Source organism: Actinomadura miaoliensis (assembly GCF_039536785.1).
GTDB lineage: Bacteria > Actinomycetota > Actinomycetes > Streptosporangiales > Streptosporangiaceae > Spirillospora > Spirillospora miaoliensis.
This window is the reverse complement of record NZ_BAAAZG010000025.1, coordinates 217,659-242,132: the sequence shown is the minus strand read 5'-3', so window position 1 is coordinate 242,132 and position 24,474 is coordinate 217,659. Positions and strand designations below refer to the sequence as shown.

Annotated in this window: 29 protein-coding genes and 1 pseudogene; 14 read left to right on the top strand and 16 right to left on the bottom strand. The window is 71.8% G+C overall.

The window, feature by feature from the left end; all coding sequences use genetic code 11:
- Nucleotides 1–71 precede the first annotated feature (71 nt).
- The 3 genes from ABD811_RS20265 to ABD811_RS20255 are packed head-to-tail and all read right to left on the bottom strand — an operon-like array spanning nucleotide 72 to nucleotide 1,491.
- Complete coding sequence (locus ABD811_RS20265) at nucleotides 72–569, bottom strand: FtsK/SpoIIIE domain-containing protein (protein WP_344949751.1); 498 nt, start codon at nucleotides 567–569, stop codon at nucleotides 72–74.
- A complete protein-coding gene (locus ABD811_RS20260) occupies nucleotides 566–1,090 on the bottom strand; it encodes a hypothetical protein (protein ID WP_344949748.1) in 525 nt (174 codons plus the stop codon). Before ABD811_RS20260 ends, ABD811_RS20265 begins: the two co-directional genes overlap by 4 nt.
- 32 nt (nucleotides 1,091–1,122) lie before the next feature.
- Nucleotides 1,123–1,491 (bottom strand): SCO3933 family regulatory protein, encoded by a 369-nt coding sequence (locus ABD811_RS20255; protein WP_344949745.1) that lies wholly within the window; start codon nucleotides 1,489–1,491, stop codon nucleotides 1,123–1,125.
- Nucleotides 1,492–1,493: 2 nt separating this feature from the next.
- On the opposite strand from ABD811_RS20255, the gene ABD811_RS20250 reads away from it, so the two are divergent.
- Nucleotides 1,494–1,829, top strand: coding sequence for a GntR family transcriptional regulator (locus ABD811_RS20250; protein WP_344949875.1), 336 nt, complete (start codon nucleotides 1,494–1,496; stop codon nucleotides 1,827–1,829).
- On the opposite strand, the gene ABD811_RS20245 is transcribed toward ABD811_RS20250, so the two are convergent.
- From ABD811_RS20245 to ABD811_RS20230, 4 genes and pseudogenes are all read right to left on the bottom strand, one after another.
- A complete protein-coding gene (locus ABD811_RS20245) occupies nucleotides 1,830–2,255 on the bottom strand; it encodes a hypothetical protein (RefSeq protein ID WP_344949742.1) in 426 nt (141 codons plus the stop codon).
- Nucleotides 2,256–2,299: 44 nt separating this feature from the next.
- Nucleotides 2,300–3,418: pseudogene (locus tag ABD811_RS20240) on the bottom strand (IS630 family transposase).
- Between the two features lie 104 nt (nucleotides 3,419–3,522).
- Complete coding sequence (locus ABD811_RS20235; RefSeq protein ID WP_344949740.1) at nucleotides 3,523–4,110, bottom strand: hypothetical protein; 588 nt, start codon at nucleotides 4,108–4,110, stop codon at nucleotides 3,523–3,525.
- A gap of 1,429 nt (nucleotides 4,111–5,539) precedes the next feature.
- The gene (locus tag ABD811_RS20230) at nucleotides 5,540–5,668 is read right to left on the bottom strand and encodes a hypothetical protein (RefSeq protein ID WP_344949737.1); all 129 of its coding nucleotides are present in this window, start codon (nucleotides 5,666–5,668) and stop codon (nucleotides 5,540–5,542) included.
- A gap of 717 nt (nucleotides 5,669–6,385) precedes the next feature.
- Here ABD811_RS20230 and ABD811_RS20225 point away from each other — a divergent pair.
- From ABD811_RS20225 to ABD811_RS20215, 3 genes are all read left to right on the top strand, one after another.
- A complete protein-coding gene (locus tag ABD811_RS20225) occupies nucleotides 6,386–7,597 on the top strand; it encodes a hypothetical protein (RefSeq protein WP_344949734.1) in 1,212 nt (403 codons plus the stop codon).
- 563 nt (nucleotides 7,598–8,160) lie between these two features.
- Nucleotides 8,161–8,604, top strand: coding sequence for a helix-turn-helix domain-containing protein (locus tag ABD811_RS20220; RefSeq protein WP_344949731.1), 444 nt, complete (start codon nucleotides 8,161–8,163; stop codon nucleotides 8,602–8,604).
- A gap of 25 nt (nucleotides 8,605–8,629) precedes the next feature.
- Entirely contained in the window at nucleotides 8,630–9,103 is a 474-nt protein-coding gene (locus tag ABD811_RS20215; protein WP_344949728.1) for a carboxymuconolactone decarboxylase family protein, read from the top strand.
- A gap of 108 nt (nucleotides 9,104–9,211) precedes the next feature.
- Here the strand turns inward: ABD811_RS20215 and ABD811_RS20210 are convergent, their stop codons facing one another.
- The 4 genes from ABD811_RS20210 to ABD811_RS20195 all read right to left on the bottom strand — a co-directional run bounded on the left by ABD811_RS20210 (nucleotide 9,212) and on the right by ABD811_RS20195 (nucleotide 11,774).
- The gene (locus ABD811_RS20210) at nucleotides 9,212–9,700 is read right to left on the bottom strand and encodes a hypothetical protein (protein ID WP_344949725.1); all 489 of its coding nucleotides are present in this window, start codon (nucleotides 9,698–9,700) and stop codon (nucleotides 9,212–9,214) included.
- A 187-nt stretch (nucleotides 9,701–9,887) separates the two neighbouring features.
- Complete coding sequence (locus tag ABD811_RS20205; RefSeq protein ID WP_344949722.1) at nucleotides 9,888–10,136, bottom strand: hypothetical protein; 249 nt, start codon at nucleotides 10,134–10,136, stop codon at nucleotides 9,888–9,890.
- A gap of 88 nt (nucleotides 10,137–10,224) precedes the next feature.
- Nucleotides 10,225–10,626 carry a DUF5959 family protein gene (locus ABD811_RS20200; RefSeq protein WP_344949719.1) on the bottom strand — a complete coding sequence of 134 codons (402 nt, stop codon included), beginning with the start codon at nucleotides 10,624–10,626 and terminating at the stop codon, nucleotides 10,225–10,227.
- A gap of 95 nt (nucleotides 10,627–10,721) precedes the next feature.
- A complete protein-coding gene (locus tag ABD811_RS20195; protein WP_344949716.1) occupies nucleotides 10,722–11,774 on the bottom strand; it encodes an aldo/keto reductase in 1,053 nt (350 codons plus the stop codon).
- Nucleotides 11,775–11,857: 83 nt separating this feature from the next.
- On the opposite strand from ABD811_RS20195, the gene ABD811_RS20190 reads away from it, so the two are divergent.
- The 6 genes from ABD811_RS20190 (at nucleotide 11,858) to ABD811_RS20165 (ending at nucleotide 16,123) form a co-directional block, all read left to right on the top strand.
- Nucleotides 11,858–12,475, top strand: a complete 618-nt coding sequence (locus tag ABD811_RS20190) for a TetR/AcrR family transcriptional regulator (RefSeq protein WP_344949712.1) — start codon at nucleotides 11,858–11,860, stop codon at nucleotides 12,473–12,475.
- 66 nt (nucleotides 12,476–12,541) lie between these two features.
- Complete coding sequence (locus tag ABD811_RS20185) at nucleotides 12,542–13,021, top strand: nucleoside deaminase (RefSeq protein WP_344949709.1); 480 nt, start codon at nucleotides 12,542–12,544, stop codon at nucleotides 13,019–13,021.
- 71 nt (nucleotides 13,022–13,092) lie between these two features.
- Nucleotides 13,093–13,608, top strand: coding sequence for a protein-tyrosine phosphatase family protein (locus ABD811_RS20180; RefSeq protein ID WP_344949706.1), 516 nt, complete (start codon nucleotides 13,093–13,095; stop codon nucleotides 13,606–13,608).
- Nucleotides 13,609–13,871: 263 nt separating this feature from the next.
- Nucleotides 13,872–14,264 carry an ATP-binding protein gene (locus tag ABD811_RS20175; RefSeq protein WP_344949703.1) on the top strand — a complete coding sequence of 131 codons (393 nt, stop codon included), beginning with the start codon at nucleotides 13,872–13,874 and terminating at the stop codon, nucleotides 14,262–14,264.
- Nucleotides 14,265–14,351: 87 nt separating this feature from the next.
- The gene (locus ABD811_RS20170; protein WP_344949700.1) at nucleotides 14,352–14,963 is read left to right on the top strand and encodes an RNA polymerase sigma factor; all 612 of its coding nucleotides are present in this window, start codon (nucleotides 14,352–14,354) and stop codon (nucleotides 14,961–14,963) included.
- Nucleotides 14,960–16,123 carry a CU044_5270 family protein gene (locus tag ABD811_RS20165; protein ID WP_344949696.1) on the top strand — a complete coding sequence of 388 codons (1,164 nt, stop codon included), beginning with the start codon at nucleotides 14,960–14,962 and terminating at the stop codon, nucleotides 16,121–16,123. The genes ABD811_RS20170 and ABD811_RS20165 overlap by 4 nt, the downstream gene beginning before the upstream one ends.
- Nucleotides 16,124–16,174: 51 nt before the next feature.
- Here the strand turns inward: ABD811_RS20165 and ABD811_RS20160 are convergent, their stop codons facing one another.
- On the bottom strand, nucleotides 16,175–16,573 hold the full coding sequence (locus ABD811_RS20160; protein ID WP_344949694.1) for a nuclear transport factor 2 family protein: 399 nt from the start codon (nucleotides 16,571–16,573) through the stop codon (nucleotides 16,175–16,177).
- A 90-nt stretch (nucleotides 16,574–16,663) separates the two neighbouring features.
- On the opposite strand from ABD811_RS20160, the gene ABD811_RS20155 reads away from it, so the two are divergent.
- The gene (locus ABD811_RS20155; RefSeq protein ID WP_344949691.1) at nucleotides 16,664–17,227 is read left to right on the top strand and encodes a TetR/AcrR family transcriptional regulator; all 564 of its coding nucleotides are present in this window, start codon (nucleotides 16,664–16,666) and stop codon (nucleotides 17,225–17,227) included.
- A gap of 552 nt (nucleotides 17,228–17,779) precedes the next feature.
- On the opposite strand, the gene ABD811_RS20150 is transcribed toward ABD811_RS20155, so the two are convergent.
- Together ABD811_RS20150 and ABD811_RS20145 are read right to left on the bottom strand one after the other, a co-directional pair.
- Nucleotides 17,780–18,073: a hypothetical protein gene (locus ABD811_RS20150; protein ID WP_344949688.1), complete on the bottom strand. Its 294-nt coding sequence runs from the start codon at nucleotides 18,071–18,073 to the stop codon at nucleotides 17,780–17,782.
- Nucleotides 18,074–18,171: 98 nt separating this feature from the next.
- Nucleotides 18,172–19,392, bottom strand: a complete 1,221-nt coding sequence (locus ABD811_RS20145; RefSeq protein ID WP_344949685.1) for a PucR family transcriptional regulator — start codon at nucleotides 19,390–19,392, stop codon at nucleotides 18,172–18,174.
- Nucleotides 19,393–19,889: 497 nt separating this feature from the next.
- On the opposite strand from ABD811_RS20145, the gene ABD811_RS20140 reads away from it, so the two are divergent.
- The 3 genes from ABD811_RS20140 to ABD811_RS20130 all read left to right on the top strand — a co-directional run bounded on the left by ABD811_RS20140 (nucleotide 19,890) and on the right by ABD811_RS20130 (nucleotide 22,555).
- The gene (locus tag ABD811_RS20140) at nucleotides 19,890–20,372 is read left to right on the top strand and encodes a hypothetical protein (protein WP_344949682.1); all 483 of its coding nucleotides are present in this window, start codon (nucleotides 19,890–19,892) and stop codon (nucleotides 20,370–20,372) included.
- 120 nt (nucleotides 20,373–20,492) lie between these two features.
- Entirely contained in the window at nucleotides 20,493–21,206 is a 714-nt protein-coding gene (locus tag ABD811_RS20135; RefSeq protein WP_344949679.1) for a response regulator transcription factor, read from the top strand.
- Entirely contained in the window at nucleotides 21,203–22,555 is a 1,353-nt protein-coding gene (locus ABD811_RS20130; RefSeq protein ID WP_344949677.1) for a sensor histidine kinase, read from the top strand. The genes ABD811_RS20135 and ABD811_RS20130 overlap by 4 nt, the downstream gene beginning before the upstream one ends.
- A 3-nt stretch (nucleotides 22,556–22,558) precedes the next feature.
- Here the strand turns inward: ABD811_RS20130 and ABD811_RS20125 are convergent, their stop codons facing one another.
- Together ABD811_RS20125 and ABD811_RS20120 are read right to left on the bottom strand one after the other, a co-directional pair.
- Nucleotides 22,559–22,957, bottom strand: coding sequence for a gamma-glutamylcyclotransferase family protein (locus tag ABD811_RS20125; protein WP_344949675.1), 399 nt, complete (start codon nucleotides 22,955–22,957; stop codon nucleotides 22,559–22,561).
- A 19-nt stretch (nucleotides 22,958–22,976) separates the two neighbouring features.
- Nucleotides 22,977–24,455 carry a pentapeptide repeat-containing protein gene (locus tag ABD811_RS20120; protein WP_344949673.1) on the bottom strand — a complete coding sequence of 493 codons (1,479 nt, stop codon included), beginning with the start codon at nucleotides 24,453–24,455 and terminating at the stop codon, nucleotides 22,977–22,979.
- Nucleotides 24,456–24,474 lie beyond the last annotated feature (19 nt).

The window sequence follows — 24,474 nt, the reverse complement described above, 5'->3', positions numbered from 1 at the left end:
AGATCGGTTTGATTCCCAAGCTGACAGCGCGGGTTCGATTCCCGTCACCCGCTCCACAACGAAGGCCCAGGTCAGGATATGAATCCCGACCCGGGCCTTGATCTTTGTAGGGGCCTCAGAGAGCCGCCGTGCAATTTCGCCACCGGCACCAGCGATCCGGCCGGCCCGTCGTCATCGTCGCCGTCCGGCTTCTGGTCGGCTTGGACGAGCGCGTTGAGCACGTCCGAGATGGCGCGGTCAGCGTCCACCAGGACCACCACCGGGACGGGCCGCAGCGCCTCAGGGAGCGTCCAGACGTTGCGGGCGCCGTGCGCGCGGCACAGAGCCATGCGGTTCTCTACCTCGCCGACGAGGTCTGACAGCAGGTCGACGGACTCTTTGCGGTTGGTGGCCAGCGCCGACAGGCGAGGCGCGTAGGGGGTGAACTCGACCCCACCCTTGAGGTCGAAGCCCACCAGGGCGACCGGTTGGGGAGCCAGGCTCTTGATGACGGCGTTTGCCCAGTTCGATTTACCGGACTGCGTCGCACCCGCGTTGAGCCAGTGCGGCACGGTGCGCAGGTCGATCACCCAGTCTCGGCCGTTCTCCAGCTTGCCGGGACGAATCTTGAGAAGCTCGCCGGTTTCGGCTCGGCGACCACGTCCACCAGCGGGTCACGCATGGTCGCCCACAGCGTCACGAACCCCGGCCGGACATCGACCACCCGCACCGAATGCACGCGCCAGGCGTGCGCGATCCCTTCGGCCGCCTTCTCGTAGTCCGCCGGAACCTGCCCATCGTGCAGGCGGAGCCGCATACGCCACCCGAGCCGGGTCGGCCGCAGGATCCCCAGGCGGGGAGCGCGTTCGACGTCGACCCGCCGCACCGCCGCTTCTGCCGGACCATGTTTGCGGCCGAGCGGGACGGCGTCGAAGGTGAGGCGGAACCGGCGCCGGTTGCGGGTCAGCTTGCAGCCCGAGGCGACGTGATGCCATGTCAGGTACACCAGCACCGCGCGGGCCGGGAAGCCGATGCAGTACCAGAACGACACCGGGTGGAATCGGCGCCAGGCCCAGAGCCCGGCCGCCGCAGCGGCCAAGACCCCGAGCACCGTGTAAAAGTCGTTCACGACCGGGCCGCCGTTCAGGCCACGTCCGCCGCAGCAGCGGCCGGAGCGTTCGGAACGGCCACGGGACCGGCGAGCGCGATGCGCGACGCCCGGTAGGCGACCCCCCACCGCTTCTGACCGCCGATGACCTGCTCCCAGGGGAACGCCACCAGCCCGACCGGCGTCACGATCTGCCCGATCGTCACGTCCTGGTCGCCGGGCACCGACACGTTCACCAGCTCGACCCGCCCCATCGAGTCGGCCGCCGACAGCCCGACCGTGAACACTGTCTTGCCGTCCCGGTCCACCTTCAACTCCCCCGTTTCTTGGTTGACCAGCTTGGGACGCGGCGCGGACACGCACACGAACGTGAGCGCCGACAGATCCACCGGGATGTTTCGCACGTCTGCGTGAGGACATCGCCGCAGGGCGGTTCGCGGTAGGGGAGCCCCTGCCCTCCATAGCGAAGTTGGGGAAGCGGTTCGGCGCGGCCGGCGCCACGGTCGAGCGCGCGCTATCCGTCCTGCGCGAAGAGGGCCTCATTATGAGCAGGCAAGGCACCCCGAGCATCGTCACGGAGCGCCCGGAACACGTTGAACCCGGCGAGCAGACCGAGGACGAGGCCGAGGGGCCAAGCGAAGAGTTCGCGCTCCTATGGGCCCAGCTCCAAGAGATCCGCGAGCACCTACGGCGCCAGAGCGCCAGGCTCGACGAGATAGACGAGCGGACGAGGAACCTCTAATTAACCGCGGCGATAAGGTTCGTCGGCGTTGTCGTACATCAGGTGCATGGTCGAGTGGTCCTGGGGGACCAGGGGCGCCCAAACCGTGCAGCTGCCCGTCAGCGGGCGGTCGCCCTTCGGGTGGAATTCCATCACCGCGCCGTAGGGCTCGTCACTGTGATTGCCCACCACCCAGGTACCGGTGCCGGACACGCGGTAACGGTCTGCGTATTCACCGCCGGTCACCTTGCACTGGTCGGGCAAGGTGATGTTCTGGGCGGTGAAAGTACCGTCGGTCCGGAAGTCGATGACGCCGCCCCGATCGGACTTCCAGACCCCGATCAGCTCCGACCTTTCGACCTCCGGCTGCACGTCCGCAAGTCGGCACCCGGTGAGTGGCAGGAGAGCGGCGAATGCCAGGGCGAGAACGGAAGCCAGTCTGGGCATCGGCCCAGCCTAGTGCGGTGACCACGAATGTTCGCCGGGTCTGATCAAGCGGCTTTGGGGCGTGGGCGGCCCCAGCGTTGCTGGCGTTCGCTGCGGATGCGGGCGCGTTCGCGGCGTTGGGCGGCCAGCACGTCGGGGTGGCGGGCGTTGGCGTTGCGTCAGCGCAGGTAGGCCTGAAGTTCCCAGGCCAGGACGGTGTGGTTGGGATGGTTGGAGTTGCCGATCCCGAAGGTGCGCAGCGGCCCGAACTGGGGCTCGATCGGGTTGGCCCACGAGGCGTAGGTCGGGGTGGGGCACAACTCGACGTTGTTGCGGTCCGCCCAGGCCCGGACGGCCGGTGTCTTGTTGGCCGACAGGTTGTCCAGGATCACGTAAATGGGGGCGCCGTCCGGGCGGGCGGCGCGGATGCTCTTGAGCGCGGCCAGGGTGTTGGCGCCGCTCTTGCGGCGGCGAGTGACGCCCCAAGGGGTGTCATCGCCCAGGCTGTAGCAGCCGTGGAAGTAGCGGACGCCGTGGGTGCGGGTGTAGGTCGCCGGCAGCCGGTCCGGCCGACCCTGCCGGCTCCAGCCGGCGCCGTGGCAGGGCCGGATCGACAACGGCCCGAACTGGTCGAAGGCGAAGCACCGGTCCGCAAACCGGCGGGTCACCTCCTCGATCCGGTCCAGCTTGGCGTCGAAGTCGGGATCGTTGGAGGCCTTCCAGGTGCGTGTGCGCTGGAAGGTGATCCCGTGCTCGTGCAGCAGTTGCCGCAGCCGCTCGCGCCCGATCTGGATCTTGCGGTCACTGCAGGTGACGAGGTGGTCGGCGAGTTTGCGCAGGCTCCAGCGGGTGAACGGGCGTCCGAGCTCGGCTGGACGGGTGGTGGCCGTCTTGATAATGAACGCGATGTCATCGTCGTTGATGCGGCGGGGACGGCCTCCCGCCCGGTTAGGGTCCAGGCAGGCCAGCCCCCGCTCGTTGAAGGCGTGGATCACCTCGCGGACGGTGTCGGGGTCCGCGGCGACCAGCCGGGCGATCGCCGGGGCCAGAGATCCGGACGCCGACGCCATGATGATCATCGCCCGGCGGACCCGGAGCGAGTCGTGCTTGCCCCGCCGCACGATCTGCTCCAACCGGCGCCCTTCGTCCTCGGTCAACCGCCGTGCCCTGGCCGGCTCAGCCACCAGCGCTCCTCACCCTTCGACGGCAATCTGTCGCTATCGAGGGTGAGACCGATCAAGCCGCCCATCCCGGACCCGCTCCGGCGTGTCCTGAACCCGGCGAACGTTCATGGACGCCGCACTAGCAGGAGCGGGTAGGACACCATCGCCTGGCTCGCACCATTGGTGGCGCGCCGCCAGTCCATGCCAGCGAGGTCCACAAGTCGGGCGTTGTCCGGGCCACCGGACCCGCCGACCACGAACGCTCCGTGCGTGGCCTGGTAGGACGAGGGGCCGAGCCGGTGGCTGTCACTGACGACGGGGGTGTCCGGGGTCCCGTCATGGGCGTAATAGCTGCCATTGACGACCAACGCCGCCCCGGTCGCCGCCATCCAGCCACCGACGTCCCGGTCACCCGCTGGGCGGTTGAGGACTCGGAACCGGTAGCGGACGGGGTCGATCCGGCTGAGCATCAGGGCGTCCATGGGCCGCCCGTCCACCCGGACGGGCAGCTCGGCGACGTCCAACCCCGCGGTCACCCGAGACCAGCGCACCGGTTCGGCCGCATCAGGCGTGCGCTGCCCGGCCAGTGACAATCGGATTCCCGGGGACAGCCGAGAGTCGTCCGGGGCCACATCGGACCAGACGCTGGCACCACGGCGCAGCATCACGTTGACGCCATACCAGCCGCCGGCCGTCTCGTACACCACCGCCACCAGAACCGACGCCACCACTACGGGAGCCAGAGGCAACGCGACGACCCACCGCCACCGTCGCGACCACCGCCACGGTCGTAGGATTCTGGTCCAGGTCATGGGTGTTATGACGGGCCTCCGTGCGGGGGCGAAACGGCGATCTTTCAAATAACTCGGCGGTTGTTGACGGTTCTTCTCTACTTGTACTACCCGGACGTCCGCGGTTTTGGGTCTGGGGACGCGGGCGTCCAGACATCCCAGACCGTCCGTCGGCAGACCGGAGCGGCAGGAACCTGTTTCTGGGGCTGCCAACCAGTGTTCTCAGGGATGGCCCGCTTTGGACGGCAGGAAGCCCCCACTCCCTTCAGCCGGAGAAGGCGGGTCCGGAAATCGGCGCGACCCGCCCAGATCAGCGAGGCCAGGGCCGGCCTTCCGGGTGAGCGATCGCCATGCGCAGTTCCGCCGGGTTCGCCGCCTCTCCCAGCCGTTCCCGGCGCCTTCCCAGCCTGTGGCCGGGCAGCGTCACCAGCGCCCGCCACGAGCCGGTTGCCTTGCCGTACCAGACGGCCACCGCTTGCCGCTCCCGCGCTATGTGGTCAGTCAGCGGCCACGTGTCGGCCCCGTCGGGCAGCATGGCCCGGACGGCGCGCCCAGTCGTCACAGACCCCCGTCCGACGCCGGGCTCCCGACCGGCCGCACGTTCAGCGCCGTGGGCAGCTTCCAGTCCAAGCATCATCCCAGGTAGAAGCCGCTGCCGGGCACTTGTTCACCCGCGGATGTCGTGTCGTGCGTTCCCGTGCCGCGCCTGGTCGCGGGCATGGAGCCGTCCGCGCGGAGAACCCGGCCGGGCAACCGGAGAAGGACGACCCGCGCGGCCGGGAGCTCGGTCCCGGCCTGCGGCAAGAGGTGTGGTGCCAGCGCCGGGATGACGGGGCGCTGTGGTGGTTCTGGGTCTGGTGGGCGGGGCAAACTCGTCAGCCACTCCCGAAGCGGCGTGGGCGCCGGTCTCCGGACGGCGGGGCGAACGGGCCGCGCGCCGCACAACCACCGCCCCGCCCCCGGGTGCCGCCGGTCACGGCGTGCTCGCCGTCGCCCCTACGATGATCACGTCAGGGGCCGCAGGCCGCCGGTCAACGAGCGAAGCTCGCCCCTACGGGGTGCCTACGGCATTGCAGGCCGCCCGCTCCCATGGTCATAGGGTCTGTCTTCCGATTGAGCGTGCGCGACTGGGGAACCCCGTGGTTCCCCAGACCCCCTGGAGCCGGAGCCCTCATTCGCGCGATTCTGACTGTCACGAGGTACGCACCGTTCGCGCGAGCCTGCACTCCGGAGCGATGTGCGTCTGTTGCCCTCAGCGCTGGGTGAGACCTTGGTCTTCCAATGAAAGACGAGAGGGTGGTCCCCGCGCGGGGACCACCCTCATGTTCACCTCTGAGAGGCCAGTTGCTTACTAGGAGTCGAGGAGTTCCGGCCCCTCGTCCTCCGGGGTCTCAGGCTCGCCCTCCGAACGGACGGTCTGTGTGGGGATCTGGTCGCCCTGGTCGGTCGTGTCGACCTTCTTCCAAATGGGCAGCGTCATGGCAATCCCTTTCGTTTTCTTTTCGTTGTTGGGCTTGGTGCGCGCGGAAGTGCACACGCTAGATGGGACTGTCCGGTGGAGACGGCAACGTGCACTAAGACAGGGATCCAGGACTCGTCCCCGTTGCGTGCCCGTTGGAGCGGACGATCATGGTCGGCTACGGTCGTCAGCGGGGCGGTTCGCGCGTAGGGCCAGGTCAGCGGCACCGCTGGTGCCGCTGATCAAGGATGAGACTTCCCAAGCTGACAGCGCGGGTTCGATTCCCGTCACCCGCTCCACACCAAAGGCCCAGGTCAGGAGCACGTCTCGATCCGGGTCTTGATCTTTTCTGCGCGCCCGCAGGGGCCGTCGTGCAAGTGGCGTGCGATTAGGCGACCGGCACCGGCACTGCGGCCGCGCCGAGTGCCCCTCTGCGGAGGACACACCCAGGACCCGTGAGACCTCGTCGTCTGCACGGCCGCCGAAACCGGCCCCGTCCCACATCTTCACCTACGCCTGCCACACCAGCCGCGAAGGGGCCATCGCCCTCTACGCCCCGGCTCGACGGCGCTCATCACCCCTCGTACGATGTGACCTCGCTTCGGAGCCTGTCGATCCGATTGAGCATCGCGCGAGCGCCGTCCAGGTGCTCCACCTGTACGGCGCTGCCGAGCTGCCCGATCGTGTCCGGGAGCGCCGAGAGCTGGTTTTTGTGCAACCAGAGCTAGCATCTGCGCCGTGATCGACGACGTGGTGGGGGTGTCCAACGCGCTGACGGCGCGGTGGGTGCGGTATGCGTGCACGGGCGGGTCCAGGGCGCTGTCGGGGGCCGGGGTCTGGCCGCTGCTCGCGCTGCTGGAGGCCGCGGCCGAGGGGCCGGGACGGAGCGAGCTGCAGGCGGCCGTGGGGCTCGACCCCGCCGTCGCCGACCGGGGCGCGCGTGAACTGCTGGAGGTCCTGGCGCGCGGCACCGGGGTCGGCGGAGCGTTGGGGCTGTGGAACCTGGCCGGGCTTCCTCTGGATCCCTGGTGGCGGGACGCCGCGCCGGGCGGGGCGCGCGGGGAACTGACCGGTGATCCCGCCGTGGACAGGGCGCGCCTGGACGGGTGGGTCGAGCGGCACACGCGCGGACGGCTGACGCGGATGCCGGTGGCGCTGCGTCCGGACACGCTGCTCGTGCTCGCGACCGCGCTGAGCATTGACACGAGCTGGCGGGAGCCGTTCCGCGACGTCCCGCTGCGGCCGCAGCGGGGCCCCTGGGCTGGACGACCCCGGCCCGCGGCAGGGCTCAGCAGGGGCGGGACCGATCTCAGTCCGCTCGGACTCGCGGAGACGCCCGCCGGGCCGCTCACCATGTTCGCGGTGTTGGGCCAGGACGACGTCGACGTGTACCTGTGCCTGGGCGAGCAGGAGTGCGCGCCGGGCGAGGTCCTCGCCGGGGCCGTGGAGGCGCTCGCCGGCCGCCACCCGATCCAGTCGGGGGCCGCGCTCCTCGCGGAACCGCTCGCCCGCAGGGCTCCGGGGGTCGAGTTGATCACGGTCCCGTCGTACGATCCCACGCCCCACCTGCGCGTGATGACCGTGCGGTTCGACCTCACCGACCAGCACGACCTCCTCGCCCAGCCCGGTCTGTTCGGGCTGGGCACGGTCTCCCAGGCGGACCCGCACGGCCACTTCCCCCGCATCAGCCGGGTGCCGCTGAAGGTCGACCAGGGCGTCCAGGACGTCAACGCCACCTTCACCGCGGAAGGGTTCAAGGCCGCGGCGGTCACCGCCCTCAGCGTCGCCGCCGGCTCCGCGCCGCCGCAGGGTCAGACCCTCGTGCTGGACGCGCAGTTCGACCGCCCGTTCGGGTTCCTCGCCCGGCACCGCCCCACCGGACTCGTCCTGCTCGCCGGCTGGGTCGCCGAACCGGAGGACTGGCCGGAGGACGCCGGGCCGATCTGGTGAGCGGTCCCGGCCGCCGCTGGTGACATCGCCGGCACGACGGCGTCGACGGCGCCGTGGCGGGGACGGCGCCGCGTGCCCGCCGATCCGCTCCGCCGTTGCGCGGGCCGGTACGAGACCGCGCTGCGTGTCGGCCGCTGGGCCGCGGCGCACGACGCCTCGGGGTTGCACGCGTTCGTTCGTCTGAGGTGGTGGAGGCCGCTGCGGGCCGGCCAGCGGGCCGCGGGGCACGGCGACCTGGGGTTGCACGCGTTCGTCCCGTCTGAGGTGGTGGAGGCCGCCGTCCGCAGCGGCTGCCTCGAGCTGGCCGAACTCGTCATGGTGCGGCTCACCGACGCACGTGCGACACCGACTGGGCCCGCCGGCATCGGGCTCCGGTCGTGCGCCCTGCTGACCACCGGACCCGGCGCCGAGGAACGTCCACCGCGAGGCGATCCGCCAGAGGGAACGCACCCGCGCCGTGCCGGAGCTCGTCCGGACGCGGATGCTTTACGGGGAATGGTTCCGCACGCGAGGCCAGGCGCGGCGACGCGCGCATCCAGCTCCGCCGCGCCTACGAGACCCTGGTGTCGATTGGCGCCGCTGGGCTCGCGACCCGGGCCGCCCGCGAGCTCGCCGCCTGCGGCGACCGTCCGCCCAAACCAGGCACGACGCCGCTGGAACGGCTCACCCCCCAGTGGGTCCGGATCGCCCTGCTCGTCGCCGAGGGCGCCACGTCGAAGGAGGCCGCCGGACGGCTGTTCCTCAGCCCCCGCACCGTGGACGCGCACCTGCGCAACATCTTCCGGAAGCTCGGCCTGTACCTCCCTCAGGCAGTTGCCGGACCTGAAACCGCACCTGCCCGCGGACCCGACGAGCACGACCGGCCACCGCCCCCGGTAGCGCGCGTCCCGGCCCGCCGCGGCCACCGGCTCGAAGCCCGAGCCGCCCGGTCGGCGGGGACGGGGAGACGCACAGCACATCCGTCTGGGCGTCACATCTCGCTGGGCTGCTCCGTCAAAGAGGTGTAGCAGCCAACACGGCAAGGAGAACCCCATGGACGCCCGTTTCAACTACTACGGCACCTCGGTCGCGGCCAAGTACATGAAGTACCTCCAGTCGGCGGGCAAGGTCGTGGCGGACTCGACGCTGCCGGCGGCGACGATGGAGCTGGTGAAGATTCGCGCCAGCCAGATCAACGGCTGCGGAGTCTGCCTCGACATGCACACCAAAGACGCCGCGCACGCGGGGGAGACCTCGGTGCGCCTCAACATGATCGCCGCCTGGCGGGAGGCCACGGTCTTCACCGAGGCCGAGCGGGCCGCCCTGGAACTGACCGAACAGGGCACCCGCATCGCCGACGCCGCCGGCGGCGTCACCGACGAGGCCTGGGCGAACGCCGCCAAGCACTACGACGAGGAGCAACTGGCCGCCCTGGTGTCCCTCATCGCCCTCATCAACACCTGGAACCGCATGAACGTCATCACCCAGCAGCCCGCCGGCGAATACCAGCCCGGCCAGTGGGGCTGACCGACAGCCCCCGACCAAAGAGCAGCCCGCCCCCTCACCGTGGGGCCGCTCAAACCGAGCACCCCACGGCGAGGGCGGACGCCCCCCGAGCACGGGCCGCCAATCGGATCAGCGGCTTGGCGACGCCTCGGGAGACGGCGAAGCATCCACCCTGAGCACCCGAAGCACCTCACGGTGGAACCGGTCCATGGCGATGTCCACACTGCGGACGAAGCCGGTCTCCTCGACGCCTCGCTTGGTGCCCATGCCGGTGGGCAGCGTCAGGCGGAAGGAGGTGATCTGCGCTCCGTCCTCCGGGACGAGGAGGCCGGGCTCAGCCTGGAGATTCTTGAGGAGATCACACGGCCCCGCCGTCCGGCGCGGGCTCAGGGCTTCGATCCGCCGTTCCGGAGGTGCCTCGACCAACTGCCTGAGCAGCCACTGCACGCGAGTGAGCGGCCGGGCTCGTTCGGCGGCGGGTATCTCGGTGGTGGTCTCGATCTGTCCGGTACGCAGGTCGGCCTCGATGAGGACGGGACCGCCGGCGCTGGGGACGCGGATTTCAGCACTCATGCGTCCCGTCTCGACCAGCGAGGTGACGGTCTGCAGTCGACGCACCGTCAGAGATGGGGCGGAGGAACGCGCGTACGCCGGGAGGTCAAGGGAGGTGACCCCCCAGGATTCGAAGGCTTGTGTCGGGGGGGCGTGTCTGTCGCTACACAGTGCGGTGCGGGGGCAGTCCTGGGGGCGTAGGTGTGTGTCGGCAGGTGCTTTTGTGGGGGTGTGGTTTTAGGGGGGTGGGGTGTCAGGGATTGGGGGTGGCTTTTGTGAAGGCTCGTGCCACCATGTGCCTGACCTGGTGCCACAGGTGTTCGTTGGCTGACGGGTTCATGCCCTCGGCTTGGAAGACCGCCTCCGCGAAGGAATCCACGTCCGTCGGAGGCGAGGTGCGAAGTGCGGCCTGATCCTCTGGGGACAGGCAGAAGCCGAGTTCGACGCACAGGTCGTAAAGGAGCGAGGCTACTTCTTCTGGGGAGAGTTGAGGGGTGGCCACGGGGCCATTCTGGCTTGTCGGGCCGTCCACTGTCTGCAGGGTGGCGTGGGACGGATCTTCCGGGGTGACGAACGGGCCGAGGGGCGAGTCAGGCGGACTGGAGTTTCTGGAGGGTGTCGAGGCGTTTGTAGTGGTCGTCCAGCCAGGATTCGTCCACGTCTATTGTCAGTTCCACGGTCACCCGGGAGTCGTCGTCGATCGTCGAGACGACCAGGCGGTCGTGGTCGTCCCATTCGAGCCAGAGTTCGATGGCGCGTCCGCCCTCGCGCCAGGCCGTGTTGTCGCCTCGTTCGAGGTCGCCCAGGACCGTTTCCCATTCCGCCAGGTCCTCCGGGGACACCCGGGTTCTGATTCGGCCGTTGACGAAGGGGCTGGCCAGTTCGATCTCCCCCGTCAGGCCTTCCGGATCCAGTTCCGTCACCCGGAGGACGAGGCTGTTGCCGATGTCGTCGGCCAGGTGGATCAGATCAGGCAGATCGGCGTGTGTCACCCGGCCCAGATTAGCCGCCGGAGCCGGGCCCGAAGGGCGCCGGGAGAACGGGCGGGAGGGGCGTTCGAAAGTGTCATTTTCGATTCAGGTTCTCGTTACCTGTTCCCGGGAGAGGTGAGCAAAGGCGGGTTGAGGCGGGCGAAGCCTTCTTGGCGGTGGTAGGGGAACTGGGGGTAGGGGGCGGTGGTGGCGCTGGCGGCGTCGAGTTTGGCGATCTGGTCGGGCGTGAGGGTCCAGCCGATGGCGCCCAGGTTGTCGCGGAGTTGTTGTTCGTTGCGGGCGCCGATGATGACCGACGAGACGGTGGGGCGCTGGAGGAGCCAGTTGATGGCGATCTGCGGGATGGACTTCCCGGTCTCGGCGGCGATCTCGTCCAGGGCGTCGACCACGGTGTACAGGAGGTCGTCGTCCACCGGGGGGCCGTAGTCGGCGGTGCGGTGCAGGCGGCTCTGGGGCGGCAGCGGCCGGTCGCGGCGGATCTTGCCGGTGAGGCGTCCCCAGCCGAGCGGGCTCCAGACGAGGGCGCCGACGCCCTGGTCGAGGCCGAGGGGCATCAGGTCCCACTCGTAGTCGCGGCCGACGAGCGAGTAGTAGACCTGGTGGGCGACGTAGCGGGGGCGGTGGTCGCGGTCGGCGGCGGCCAGTGACTTCATCAGCTGCCAGCCGGAGAAGTTCGAGACGCCCACGTAGCGGACCTTTCCGGCACGGACCAGGTCGTCGAGGGCGGACAGGACCTCCTCGACGGGCGTTCCGGCGTCGAAGGCGTGCAGCTGGAGCAGGTCGATGTGGTCGGTGCCGAGGCGGCGCAGGGCGTCCTCGGCGGCTTTGATCAGGCGGGAACGTGACGTGCCGGCGTCGTCGGGGCCGTCGCCCATCGGAAGGCCGGCCTTGGTGGAGATCAGCACCCGGTCGCGGCGGCCCTTGATGGCCTGGCCGAGCACCTCTTCGGACGCGCCCGCGGAGTAGACGTCGGCGGTGTCGAACATCGTGACGCCGGCGTCCAGGCAGATGTCTACCAGACGGCGCGCCTCCTGCGCGTCGGTGTCGCCCCACGCGCCGAACAGTTCGCCGCGGCCGCCGAACGTTCCGGCGCCGAAGCTCAGCGCGGGGACCTTGAGGCCGGACGCGCCCAGCCGTCGGTACTCCATGGTCAACCTCCGTTAATGGGACGGGAGTTCCGTTAGCGAGGACGGTAGCATGCATCCGGGTGCTAACGGAACTGGAGGCCCATTTGGAACCGGATGAGGGACGGCCGGGGACGGTCCGGCCGGGCGGGCGGACGGCACGGGTGCGCGCCACCGTGCTGCGGGCGGCCGGGGACGCCCTGGCCGAGCAGGGCTTCGACCACCTCGACCTGGCCGAGATCGCGCGGCGGGCGGGCGTGGGCAAGACCACCGTCTACCGCCGCTGGGGGTCGGTGGCCGGGCTGGTGGCCGACCTGCTGACCGACATGGCCGAGCAGTCGCTGCCGCGCGCCAGGACCGGATCGGTCGCCGAGGACCTCAGGGCCAACGCCCGGCTCGTCCAGCGGACCCTGACCGACCCGCGCCAGGGCGCGCTCTTCAAGGCCGTGATCGCGGCGGCGGTCTGCGACGCCCGGACGGCCGAGGCCCTGCACCGCTTCTACGACACCCGCATCGCGGAGTGGGCGCCGTGCGTGGAGGAGGCCGTCGAACGGGGGGAACTGCCCGAGGGCACGGACGCCCGTGAGGTCGTCCGTGCCGTGTCCGCGCCTCTCTACTACCGCCTGCTGGCCAGCGGCGACCCGCTCGACGAGGCCGCCGCCGACCGGGCCGCCGAGGCCGTCGTCGCGGCGGCACGGGCCGGCGTCTACGTCGTGCGGGGGTGAGCCGCGGCCCCTCGCGGCGTGCCCGCGGCGCGTGGAATGTCGGCCTGAGCCGCTACCATGCGCGCCATGGTGGACGAAGGGGAGCTCCGGTACCTGCGCCGTTGTGTCGAGCTGGCGGCAGAGGCGCTGGAGGCGGGGGACGAGCCGTTCGGGTCGGTGCTGGTCGACGGGGAGGGCACCGTCCGGGGCGAGGACCGCAACCGCGTCGCCGGGGGTGACCAGACCCAGCATCCGGAGTTCGCGCTGGCCCGGTGGGCGGCCGCCAACATGACCCCGGAGGAGCGCGCGCGGGCCACCGTCTACACCTCCGGCGAGCACTGTCCCATGTGCGCGGCCGCGCACGCATGGGTGGGGCTGGGGCGCATCGTGTACGTGGCGTCGTCGCAGCAGCTGGCGTCCTGGCTGGACGAGCTGGGCGTGCCGCGGCCTCCGGTGCGGACGCTGCGGGTGAACGAGGTGGCGCCGGACGTCGTCGTGGAGGGGCCGGTGTCCGGTCTGGACGAACAGGTGCGCGCGCTGCACCGCCGTTTCCACGGGGCCGGCTAGGGGCAAGATCGAACTGAATGGGGCTCGGCGTCCGTACCACGGATGTCCGGTGAGGCGACTGGGAGTGCGTGATGCGGACCGAGGGCCGGCGGGCACCCGATGCCGACGCCCCGTGGAACGAGATCGTTCCGGGCCTGTGGATGGGCGGGCACCAGTACCGCGACGCGGGCGGGCAGCTCGCGCCCGCGGTGGTGGACGCCCAGTTCGACGTCGTGATCAGCCTCTACCGGCGGGAGGGGCACGGGCCCGCCGCGTGGATCGACCACCACCACGTCGACCTGCCCGACGGGCCGCTGAGCGCCGACCAGCTGGAGGCCGTGTGCCTGCTGGCCGACCTGGCCGCGGCGGCGGTGCGCTCGGGCCGCCGGGTGCTGGTGCGGTGCCATTCCGGCTACAACCGGTCGGGGCTGGTCGTCGCGCACGCGCTGGTCACGCTGGGTTTCACGACCGAGGACGCGATCTTCCTCCTCCGCCGGCAGCGGTCCCCGTGGGCGCTCAACAACCGGCTTTTCGTCGACTACCTGACGACGGGGCTCGACGTCGCCCGCCTGCTCGCCGGCCTGGAACCGGACGGCCTTCCCGGCTGAGCCCGGCGCCCGGCGCGGCGGTCCGCGCGGCCCGGAGCCGGGTGGCCAAGGGCCGGGCGCGAATATCTTCCTGACCTCGGGGGCGGCTCGGTTGTGCGATGACCTTGGCCGCCCGTTTGGCCCGGATACGGGCGGGTCGTCGACGTGAAATGATCATGATAATCCGCCCATACGGGACGCCGAGCGTTTTCGAAATCACCATCCGGGCAGACACCCTGCAACGAGGGGAATGGAGGGCGTCCGGCATGGAGGTCGTAATAGAAATGACCCTCCCGAGGAACGCGCGCAGCGCCCCGCTCGCCCGGCGCACACTCGACGCGTCGCTGAGCGGGCTCGGCGTCACCGGCGAGATCCGCGCCGACATCGCGCTCGCGCTGGGCGAGGCGTGCGCCAACGTCATCCGGCACGCCAACGCGGGGGAGGAGTACGAGGTCCGCGCGCACCTGGACGACACGGTGTGCGTCATCGAGGTGATCGACGGCGGCCGGCGCGCCGCCGACCCGTCGAGCTGGGACCGAGGTCCCGCCCCGCTCGGCGCCGAGCACGGCCGCGGGCTGCAGCTCATCCGCGCCTTCACCGAGGATCTGCGCATCGCGCCCCGCCCGCACGCTCCCGGGTCGGTCGTGCACTTCGAGAAGTCGCTCACGGTCTCCTAGAACTTTCTCCGTCCGTCCGGTAACGATGGCACCGCCCGGACCACTTCCTGGTGACGGAACACACCGGGATGGACGGAGGTGCGGGCGGTGCCCCATGACGCGCCGGGCGAAGCGCCCGACGACGAGCGGCGCTTCACCGCGATCTACGACGACTGCCGACAACGGGTGTGGGCGTACGCGGCCGCGCGCGCCGGACGGCAGATCGCCGACGAGGTGGTGAGCGAGACCTTCGCGGTGGCCTGGCGGCGGCTGCGCGATGTGCCCGACCCGCCGCTGCCGTGGCTGCTGGGCGTGGCCCGCAACGTGCTGCGCGACAACCACCGCGCGGAACGGCGACGCGAGGAGTTCGCCCAGGAACTGCGGCACTGGACGGTGACGTCCGCGGGCGACATCGCCGACGACGTGACCGAACGGCACGCCGTGCTGCGCGCCCTGGCCGCCCTGCCCGAGACCGACCGCGAGGTGCTGATCCTCGTGGCCTGGCAGGGACTGACGCCGCGCGACGCCGCCCGTGTCGTCGGCTGCTCGTCCGCCACGCTGCGCGTCCGGCTGCACCGGGCGCGTCGCCGGCTGCGGCGCGCCGCGGAGGAGATCCCGCCCGAACGGGTGCCGGTCCCGCCGCCGGCGGGGCGGGTGCCGCCCCAGCGCGACCGCGCCGCGCGTCCCCCCGTGCAGATGATCAGTGAGGAGTTGTCATGAGCCGCGACGTGCTGCGCACGCTGGCCGCCGCCCGTCCCGCCGAGCTGGACCCGGACGCGCCGGTCGACCCCGCCACCCGCGCCGCCGAACTGGCGCGCGCGAGGACGGGCCACTCCCGTGCCGAACGGGTCGTCCCGCGACGCCGCGTCCGTCCCATGTGGGGGCTGGGACTGGTCGGCGCCGCCACGGCCGCCCTGGTCGCCGCGACCACGCTCACCGGCACCGGCACCGACTCCCCGACGACCGTGCGGCCGGGCGCGTCGGGCGCCCCCCGCGCGATGGACGCCCGCACCGTCCTGCTCGCGGCCGCCGACCAGGCGGACAAGCAGACCGAGGACGTCCGCGCCTACTGGTACCAGGCGACCGTGGCGCGCAACTACCTCCGGGCGACGTCGCCCCAGGGGGACTACACGGTCGTGTCCGAGGAGCGCAGCGAGGGCTGGACGCCCAGCGCCCCCGGCGGCAGGCAGTGGGGCCGGCAGCAGTCCCTCGGGGTTCGTCCCGCCACCAAGGCCGACCAGGCCGCCTGGCAGCGCGCGGGGTCGCCGTCGACCTTCCAGGTGAAGACACCCGTCGCGCCGAAGGGACGCGCCGCCTCCCGGTACAAGAACGCGGAACTCAACGCGGCCCCGGGCAAGCCCCAGCTCAGCAGCACGCCCCTGGTGGACGGCGACAAGGTGTTCTGGCTCGGCCGCAACGTCACGATGAAGGACCTGCGGTCGCTGCCCGCCGACCCGGCGCGGCTGAAGAAGTCGCTGCTGCGCTGGTACAAGGGGCACGACACCGAGTCGTCCAGCGTGCCGATGGCCTCCGACGAGTGGCTGTTCCAGGTCACGCGGGGGCTGGTCATCGACATGCCGGTCAAGCCCGAGGTGCGCGCGGCGGCGTTCCGGATGCTCGCCGAGCTCAAGACGGTGCGCTCCGTCGGCGAGGTCAAGGACGCCCAGGGCCGCACCGGCGCCGCCGTGGCCGTGACCACGAGCACGCCCAACGGCGTCCTGCAGCACCGGCTGATCATCGATCCGGGGACCGGCAACGCGCTGTCCGACGAGATCGTCGTGCTCAAGCCGGCGGGTGCGAACGCGAACCTGCCCGCGGGCACGCCGCTCCAGTCCACCACGGTCATCAAGACCACCTGGACCGACTCGGCCCCCCGCTGAGCCGCGCCGACCGAGGAGCCCAGGGGCGTGCCCCTGGGCTTCTCGCCGTGTTCAGGACGACGCGAGCTCGGTGAGCGCGAGGCCGTCCAGGTAGTCGCGGCAGTGCGTGATCACCCCGTCCCGGATCCGCAGCACCAGCAGCCCCGGCATGTCGAACCGCGGCCCGCCGGGCCCGCCCACGGTGCCGGTCGCCACCTGCTCGACGATGACCACCTCGGGGTCGGTCGTCCGGTGCGTGACGACGTCGCCGACCCGGTCGAGCACCACGGGACTGGCCCCCCACATCGCCCGGTAGGTCTCGCGGATCGCCTCGCGCCCCTCCAGACGGGGCGGGAAGCCCGGCGTGCTGAACGGGAACTCGTGCACCGCGTCCTCGGCGTACAGGTCGGCGAGCGCGTCGGCCGACTTGCGGCACATCGCCTCGTGATAGCGCGCGACGGTCGTGTCCATGCCCCACTCCTTTTCGCTCAACGCGCGTTGAGCGTACGGGCCCCGGACGATTTCGGTCAACAGGCGTTGAGCGATGGGTAGGCTCGACGCGTGGACTCCAGCCGCGCCGAACGCCGCCGCCGATCCGAGCAGCGCATCCTGGCGGCGGCCCGGACCCTGTTCGCCGAACGGGGCTTCGAACGCACCACCATCCGGGCCGTGGCGGCGTCGGCGGGCGTCGACCCGGCCCTGGTGATGCAGTACTTCGGCTCGAAGCAGGGGTTGTTCGAGCGGGCGGCGCAGGCCCCCGCCGCCCCGGACGGCGACGTCCGTCCGGACGACGTGGTGGAGAACTACCTGGAGTCGCTCCGCGTGAAGCTGGGCGGCCTGCCGCCGGTGTCGCAGGCGACCCTGCGCTCGATGCTCACCCACCCCGACGCGGCCGCCACCGCCCGCTCCGCCCTCACCGACCAGATCGACCAGCTCGCCGCCGCCCTGCCCGGCGACGACGCCGCCCTCCGCGCCGCCCTGGCCATCTCACTCATGCTCGGCGTCACCCTCGGCCACCAGATGCTCGACCTGCCGCCGCTCGCCGACGCCTCCCCGGACGAGATAGCCCGCCTACTCCGCCCCACCCTCCAAGCCCTCCTCACCGACCCGCCCCCCACCCCCTGACCGACAGACAACCCACGCGCCCCCCACGCCTACGCCCCCGCACACGGCCGCCTCACTGCCGTTGGCGAAGCGGCCAACCCGCTGACGACGCCCACAAACCGCTGGCCGTGCGCCCGCTGATCGTCCCGTCCGCCGTCACACCACCAGGGCGGATGTACTGGTGTCTTGCGTGCGCTTTTGCAGTGCGGTTTCGCGGTGGGGGCGAGCGACGCTTTGCGCGGTTGGTGTCCACGTGCGCGGCTGCCGTTGGGGAAGCTTCCACCCACGCGAATCGCCCCTTGTGCCAGGTGGGCGGAGGGGGCCGGGGTTCAGGTGTGGGGGCCGCGGGGGAGCGCTGGATTTGCGGTGGTCACAGGGCTCGGGACGTGGGGACCGTCGGCGGCTCAGCCTGGGGGGCGTGGTGTGTGGCTGGGGGCGTGCTGGGGTGCAGCGGGTGCTGGGTGGGGCGGTGTTCGCTGGCGGCGGGTGCGGGGCCGAGGGCGATGGGGGTGTTGAGTGGGGGCGTATTGCGGAGGGGGGAATGGGTGAGTCAGGGGGGTGGGGCGGAATTGGTCAGGCGCTGCGGGCGGGGCGTTGTTGGGCGGCTTTTTGGGCGGCGCGGCGTTGGGCGGCGGCCATGCGGGCGCGGTTGAAGCTGTCGCGGACGCGGGCGGCGCCGCGCAGGGCGGTGGCGGTGTCCTTGGTGCGGTTCGCGTAAACGGCGAGCACTTCGTGGACGGGTGGGGGCGTCTCGTCCCGGACGACCGGGGACAGTGCGGGAACGGCCGGATTCCCCGCCGCCGGAACGAGCGTGAGAGCCGTTTGGCAGTGCGGGCACCGCAACCCCGAATGGGTGTCTCTGCTCATACCCCGCATCATTCCCCGTGGGTCTGACAATTCAACTACCCGGGCTTAAAGGGCGTGCGGCGCCGGAGTGAGGCTGATCTTGGGGCACGGGGGCGGATTCAGGACGCGGCGGTTTCGGCGGCGGGGTGGATGTGGACCCAGGCGTGCAGGAGAAGAAGCAGTTCGATGCGGCGGTCGGCGTCGTAGACCAGTTCGCCGAGCATCTGTTCCAGGCGGCGGATGCGGTAGCGGACGGTCTGTTCGTGCACCAGCAGCCGGTCGGCGGCGGCGACGGCGTTGTCGCGGTTCTCCATGTAGGTGAGAAGCGTTCGGACGAGGGGATCGCGCTTGTGCCGGGGCAGGTCGACGAGGGGGGCCAGGCGGTGGCGCAGCGCGACGTCGATCAGTTCCGCGCTGCGGGCGGCGATGAGGGTGGGCAGGTGGTCCAGGCAGCGCACCGCCTCCTTGCCGGGCAGGACGCCGCGTTCCACCAGGTCGAGGGCATGCCGGGCCCAGCGCAGCGACAGGGCGCCCTTGGTGGGCGGCACGGTCGGGCCGATGGCGGCCTGGCAGTCGCGCACCAGGGCGGTGATCAGGCGGTCCTGCCCGGGGCCGTCCGGGTCGGGGACGATCAGGTACGGCGAGGGTGCGTGCCAGTCGGCCAGGACGGACGGCGGCAGCACGGGCGGGGTGAAATCGGCGGGTGTGCGCAGCGCGACGGCGGCCAGGGTGCGCGGAGGCGTCCAGCACGCGGGGCGGGCCAGCTCGGTGACGGCCTCGCGGCTGGCGGGCGGGTCGGCGACCAGCAGGTCGCGCAGCCGCCGGCGGGACCGTTCCCGCTCGTCGGCCAGCCCCTCGTGGGCGCCGGCGTAGCCGCGGGCCGCGGCCTCGGCGATCTTCTCCAGGAACACGAACAGTGACTCGGTGATGTGCCCGAGGACGTCCAGCGGCCAGTCCAGGCGCCGGGCGTCGCGGATGAAGCGGCGGCAGGCGACCTGTCCGCTCACTCGGATGGCGGTCTGCAGGCCGTCCAGGCCGCGCCCCTGGCGGGCCTCGTGCCGGCCGATGCCCTCGAAGATCGCCACGACGGCGTCCCAGTCCTGTTCCGGGTTGCCGATGGCGTCGACGAAGTGCTGGACGGCCTGCTGGATCTGGCGCCGCATGCGCTGCCCGTACGGGCTTTCGGGCGGACGCGCGTACTCGGGGACCAGGCCCTGGATCTCCCGGACCATCTCCTCCGCGGCGGCGGTGAGGTGGGGCCGTAGCGGGGCGGCCATGTCGGCCGGCAGTTCCGAGACGGGCAGTTCGGCGGCGGACGAGTGCGGGAACGGCTGAGCCACTGGACCTCCCTAGGACGGTCAGTCCACTTGATTACGGGGATCCCAGGATTGACGTTCGAATCGCCGCGCTATAGTGCGCAACTGACGATTTCGCGCTGCCCCGTTGTCACTTGACTTACAACGGTTCAGGATGTGCGGCGACGGGTCAAGATGCGGATGAGGTTGGACGTGTCGGCGAAAGCCCTGGTCAGAAGCCTGTGGACGATCATCGTTGGGCATGTCGGCGGCGGCTGCAGGATTTTCGCACCATGTGACGTCGGGTGAGCGTTCGGTGCCGTCGGCGTTATCTGCTCTTACCAATTCGCGGCGCTTATCGGGGCCTTCGCAATTCTTACGAAAGGTCGCGGCGTCCGGCGTGATAACGGGCGCGCCAGGCACCCACCCCGGCGGCGCGCGGAGGCGTGCGGCGGACGCGCGGGGCATCGTCAGCCGGTTCCCAGGGTTCTCTCAGGTTCGTGCCGGGGCGTCTCCCAGACGGACCTGCTTGGCTGTGCCGTATGCGAAGGAACACCAAGACTCTGATAGCGGGCGCCGGTGCGGCGGGTGTGCTCGGCCTCGGGCTGCTCGTGGCCGTCCCCGCGGTCGCGGATCCCTCCCCCGCGCCGTCGACCTCGGCGTCGCCGGACAAGGGCGACCGGCACCAGTGGAAGCGGCAGCCGCACCGCTGGGCGGCGCGCAAGGGCCACGGCATGCGCGGCGGGCAGGGCGTGCACGGCGAGGCGACCGTGCGGCGTGACGGCGGGTTCCGCGTCGTCACCTGGCAGCGCGGCGAGGTGACCGGACGGTCCGGTGCGGTCGTGACGGTGCGCAGCGCCGACGGCGCCTCGTGGCAGTGGACGACCAACGACAAGACCCGTTTCCGCAGGGACGGCGAGAAGTCCCAGCTGTCGGCGGTGAAGAACGGCGACCAGGTGATCGTCGTGGGCGAGAGCACGGGCGCGACCCGCACGGCGGCGGCGTTCCGGGTGCCGAAGGACTGAGCCGTCTGTCGTCGTCCCGGTCCGGCGTCCTGCAGTAACGTCGGGCGGCGGGCGGCGGCATCGGCCCGGTGCGGGCGGCGGCTCGCCGCCGTGAGCGGCCTGCGGCGACCAGGGGAGCCCATGAGCGACGACCGGCGGGTGCTGGTGGTGGAGGACGAGGCCAACATCCGCGACTTGATCGAGACAGCGCTGCGCTTCCACGGGTTCCAGACCGTCGTGGCGCGCACCGGCGCCGAGGCGCTGCGCGCCGCCCGCGGGCCCGGCGGCGACCGCCGCCCCGACCTGATCCTGCTGGACGTCCTGCTGCCGGACATCGACGGTTTCGAGGTGTGCCGGCGCCTGCGCGCCGCGGGCGACGACACCCCGGTGATCTTCCTGACCGCGCGGGACACGCCGTCCGACACCGTCACCGGGCTCACCCTCGGCGGTGACGACTACGTCACCAAGCCGTTCTCGATCGACGCGCTGGTGGCGCGGATCCGGGCGGTGCTGCGCCGCGCCGCCCCCGCCGCCCCCGCGCCCCCTCCGGCGGAGGACGGGCAGGTGCTGCGGGTCGCCGACCTGGAACTGGACGAGGCGCACTGGACGGTGCGCCGCGCCGGGGTGGAGGTCGACCTGTCGCCCACCGAGTTCCGGCTGCTGGCGTACCTGATGCGCAACTCCGGGCGGGTGCTCACCCGGGCGCAGCTGCTGGAGAACGTGTGGGGCTGGGGCCGGGACGACAACCCGCAGGTCGTCGAGACCTACATCAGCTACCTGCGGCGCAAGCTGGACCCGCTGGGGCCGCCGCTCATCCACACCCGGCGCGGGGTGGGGTACGCGCTGCGGCCATGACGCTCAACGCCCGGCTCATGACCGGCCTGCTCGGCGTCACGCTGGCCGGGCTTCTCGTCATGTGCGGGGTGAGCGGGTTCGTCCTGCACACGTACCTGATGAACCGGGTGGACGGGCAGTTGCAGGCCACCCGCGACCGGGCGGTGATCCGGATCGTCCGCCCCGGGCTGCCCGGGGAGGGCGTCGCGCCGCCCCGGTTCGTCGTGCTGAACGTCAACCCGGCCGGGCGGGTGCGGGTGCTCAGCGGGGACGACCCCGATCCTCTCCCGGCGGTCCGCGCGGTGGCCGGCCTGGGGCACGCGGAGCTGCGCGCGCGGGCGGTGTCGCTGGAGCCGTTCTCGCTGCCGGGGCTGCGCGCGGTGGCCCGGGAGATGCGCAACGGCAACGTGGTCGTCGTGGCGGCGCCGCTGGACGAGATCCGCGCGGCCGTGCGCAACCTGGTCGCCGCGGAGTTGGTCACGACGGCCGTGCTGGTCGCGGCGCTGGCCCTGGCCGGACGCGGCCTGATCGGCCGGGGGCTGCTGCCGCTGAGCCGGATGGCCGCCACCGCCCAGGCGATCGCGTCCGGCGGCGACCTGCGCGCCCGCATGCCCGGCCCCGGCCCGGCCACCGAGGCGTCCCGGCTCGCCGCCGCGATCAACGTGATGCTCGACCGGATCGAGCAGGCGTTCTGGGCGCGCGCCCGCTCCGAGGCGCGGGTGCGGGAGTTCGCCGCGGACGCCTCCCACGAGCTGCGCACCCCGCTCACCACCATCCAGGGGTACGCGGAGCTGTACCGGCACGGCGCCCTCGGCCCGGACGAGCTGCCGGACGCGATACGGCGGATCGAGGACGAGGCGCGCCGCATGAGCGCCCTGGTCGGCGACCTGCTGGAACTGGCCCGGCTGGACCGCGACGCGTCCCTGCGGCCCGCCCGCGTCGACGTGGTGGCGCTGGCCCGGGACGCCGTCGCCGACGCCTCGGCCGCGGGCCCCGACCACCCGGTCGCCCTGGAGGCGCCGGACGAGCTGGTCGCGACGGTGGACGAGGCCCGCGTCCGGCAGATCCTGGCGAACCTGCTGGCCAACGTCCGCACGCACACCCCGCCCGGGACCGTCGCCACGGTACGGCTCCGCCGCGACCCCGGCGGCCTCCTGGTCGAGGTCGCCGACCAGGGCCCGGGCATGGCGCCGGAGGACGCCGCCCGCGCCTTCGAACGCTTCCACCGCGCCGGGGACGGCTCGTCCGGCACCGGGCTCGGCCTGCCGATCGTCGCCGCCATCGCCGCCGCCCACGGGGGGCGCGCCCAGCTCCTCTCCAAGCCCGGCCACGGAACTGTCGTCAGCGTGGCGCTGCGCGACCTGTCCTGACGTTCACGACGTGAAGGCCCGGCGCCACAGGCGGCACCTGTCCACGAACGCGGGCAGCTCCTCGCGTGCGAACCGCTCAACGTCCCAGTCGTAGGGCTCGGTGGACGCCTTCCACACGTACGTCCAGGCGCGTTGCCCGTCGTCCAGGGTGATGAGGACGGGGTCGTAGTCGTCGTCTTCGTAGGCGTCCAGCAGACGGCGTTCGGCCTCGGTGAGACCGGTCATCACCAGCCCCTGTGCAACACCGTCCGGGTCGGCCACGAGCCCCGGGTACACCACCCCCGGCAACGCCCGCACACTCCACCCCGTGGCCGTCGCCGGCCGCATGTCCGGCACCCGCCCCAGCAGAACCCGCAGAATCTCAGGAAAACGCAGCGTGCCGTAGACGAACAACCCCTCCATGCCCGCGCAGCGTACGCCCTCACCAGGGCTCGTCGGCCCCTCTCCCCGGGGAGGGGAGGGCGTGGCGGGTGGTGGGGGTGAGGGGGGTGGCGCCGTGGCGGGCCAGGGTGAGGCCGAACCAGACGGCCGTTGCCAGGACGGCGAGGCACAGGAGCGTGCGGCCGATGCGCAGGCCGTAGCCGCAGGTGAACCACAGCAGGTGCAGGCCCAGGCGGCGCCACTGGTCGCGTTCCGTGCGGCGGCGGATGTCCAGGGCGCAGTAGCGGAAGTCGCGTTCGAGCTTTCGTCCGTCCTCGCACTCGTGGGCGGCGGACGCGAGCTGCCGGTAGAGCGTCTCCAGGAGGCCGGCGTTGGCCGAGCCCGTGAGGTCTTCGGCCAGGACGGCGTGCCGCCGCGCGTGCCATCCCGGGAGTCGCCAACGGCTCGGCGGGGCGGTCGCGAACGAACATCCCGACAGCCGCAGACGCTCCGGGCGCGCCAGCCCCAGGAAACGGCAACGGCTCAGGTCCACGTCTGTGAGGGCCACGCCGGGCGCCGTGGTTCCGCACAGGGACAGCACCCGCACCACCGGCTCGTGCGGCAGATCGGTCAGCCCATGGAACGGGTGGTCGACCGTCCGTACCGACAGGGCGCCGTCGAACACCGCGTTCTCCAGGTTGAGATCGGCGTGGCGGAGACGGAAGTCGGCGGTTCCCCGTACCGACAGGCCGCGCGCGTCCAGGGCGCGGGTCACCGCGCTCACGTGCAGCGTGCCGTGGGCCACCGCGTCCGCCAGGCCCAGGCGTCCTGCCGCCAGGGGGCCCAGCCAGGCGTCGCGACGGAAACGGACGCGTTCGAAGCGCGCCTGCCGGGTCACCCGTACGCGCCGGAACGAGACCGCGCCGCCGAACCGCGCCGCCTGCAGCCAGGCGTCGCGGCCGAAGCGCGCCCGGTCGAACGCCGCCGCGCCGATGAAGACCGCCCGGGAGAGGGACGCGTCCGCCTGCCAGGTGGTCTCTCCGAACAGCGCGTCCCCTGCGAATACGGCTTCGTCGAACGTGGCGTGCCGGTGGAACCGTGCGCCGTGGAACGAGGCGTTGCCCCTGAAACGGACCCTGCGGAACGACACGTGCCCCAGGAACCGGGCGTCCAGGAAGCACGCGGCGCCGGTGAAGCACGCGCCGTCGAAGGAGCTGTCACCCTCCAGGCACGCGCCCGACAGCGAGAACGGCGACGGCAGCACCGCCCCGTCGAACCTGCCGCGCCCCAGGTGCGGACGGCCGTCGGGACCGGTCAGCGCGTCCAGCAGGACGGACAGCACGTGCGGGGGCACCGTGACCCCGCGCAGATCCAGGTCGTCGCCCGGACGCAGTCCGGCGGCGTACGTTTCGAGCTCGCCCGGAGTCAGATGGGCGGCGCACCTCAGGTACGGGGCGACGGCCCGTCCGGCGCAGCCGTACGCGACCTTGCAGCGGGGCCAGGTCGCCAGTGCGTCCAGGGCAACGGTCTGAGTGCTCACGGGCCGTTTTTACCCACAC